Here is a 1,829-nt window from a genome sequence, read left to right as displayed (position 1 = left end):
CTGACAATAAAACGTCGCTTAGATAAGGAGGTGATCCAGCCCCAGGTTCCCCTAGGGCTACCTTGTTACGACTTCACCCCAGTCATGAACCACAAAGTGGTAAGCGTCCTCCCGAAGGTTAAACTACCTACTTCTTTTGCAGCCCACTCCCATGGTGTGACGGGCGGTGTGTACAAGGCCCGGGAACGTATTCACCGCGGCATTCTGATCCACGATTACTAGCGATTCCGACTTCATGGAGTCGAGTTGCAGACTCCAATCCGGACTACGACGGACTTTTTGGGATTCGCACACTCTCGCAAGTTAGCTGCCCTTTGTATCCGCCATTGTAGCACGTGTGTAGCCCTACTCGTAAGGGCCATGATGACTTGACGTCGTCCCCACCTTCCTCCGGTTTATCACCGGCAGTCTCCCTAGAGTTCCCGACCGAATCGCTGGCAACTAAGGATAGGGGTTGCGCTCGTTGCGGGACTTAACCCAACATTTCACAACACGAGCTGACGACAGCCATGCAGCACCTGTCTCACGGTTCCCGAAGGCACTAATTCATCTCTGAAAAATTCCGTGGATGTCAAGAGTAGGTAAGGTTCTTCGCGTTGCATCGAATTAAACCACATGCTCCACCGCTTGTGCGGGCCCCCGTCAATTCATTTGAGTTTTAACCTTGCGGCCGTACTCCCCAGGCGGTCTATTTAATGCGTTAGCTTTGGAGCCCAGTATACAAGATACCAAACTCCTAATAGACATCGTTTACTGCGTGGACTACCGGGGTATCTAATCCCGTTTGCTACCCACGCCTTCGCGTCTGAGTGTCAGTTTTTGTCCAGGTGGTCGCCTTCGCCACCGGTATTCCTTCAGATCTCTACGCATTTCACCGCTACACCTGAAATTCTACCACCCTCTACAAAACTCTAGCCTGCCAGTTCCAAATGCAGTTCCCAGGTTGAGCCCGGGGCTTTCACATCTGGCTTAACAAGCCACCTACACGCGCTTTACGCCCAGTAATTCCGATTAACGCTCGCACCCTCCGTATTACCGCGGCTGCTGGCACGGAGTTAGCCGGTGCTTCTTCTGTTGCTAACGTCACAGCTAGCAGTTATTAACTACTAACCTTTCCTCACAACTGAAAGTGCTTTACAACCCGAAGGCCTTCTTCACACACGCGGCATGGCTGCATCAGGGTTTCCCCCATTGTGCAATATTCCCCACTGCTGCCTCCCGTAGGAGTCTGGACCGTGTCTCAGTTCCAGTGTGGCTGGTCATCCTCTCAGACCAGCTAGGGATCGTCGCCTTGGTAAGCCGTTACCTTACCAACTAGCTAATCCCACTTGGGTTCATCTTGTGGCGAGAGGCCCGAAGGTCCCCCTCTTTGCTCCGTAGAGATTATGCGGTATTAGCAGTCGTTTCCAACTGTTGTCCCCCACCTCAAGGCAGATACCCAAGCATTACTCACCCGTCCGCCGCTCGTCATCTTCTAGCAAGCTAGAAATGTTACCGCTCGACTTGCATGTGTTAAGCCTGCCGCCAGCGTTCAATCTGAGCCATGATCAAACTCTTCAATTAAAGTTTTTTCTGGTGTGCAGACTAGCTGCACGACTCAATGAATTCTGTCGATTTCGGTTACCTAAGTAACCTACATCTTTTGTTCTATGTGAACATCAGAAACATTGATAAATAAATCGTTTGGCGATTCGTTATCATTGCGTAATTGGCCTTGGCCAGATTACCTGAGTATTCACACAGATTGCATGATTGCTAATTGTTAAAGAACATTTGACTGAAGCGTTTCGCCTCGTCAGGGCTGCGCATTCTACGCTAGCCGGTTTGAA

At 50.7% G+C, this 1,829-nt stretch carries 1 rRNA gene; it reads right to left on the bottom strand.

Features of this window, described 5'->3' with window-relative positions:
* Positions 1 to 23: 23 nt before the first annotated feature.
* Positions 24 to 1,563, bottom strand: a 16S ribosomal RNA gene (locus tag D1Z90_RS19985).
* Between the last annotated feature and the right edge of the window lie 266 nt (positions 1,564 to 1,829).

The sequence above is a fragment of the Motilimonas pumila genome (assembly GCF_003596335.1).
Taxonomy (GTDB): Bacteria; Pseudomonadota; Gammaproteobacteria; order Enterobacterales; family CBDFNC01; genus Motilimonas; species Motilimonas pumila.
The sequence above is the reverse complement of the archived record's forward strand: the minus strand, read 5'-3'. Positions and strand labels throughout refer to the sequence as shown.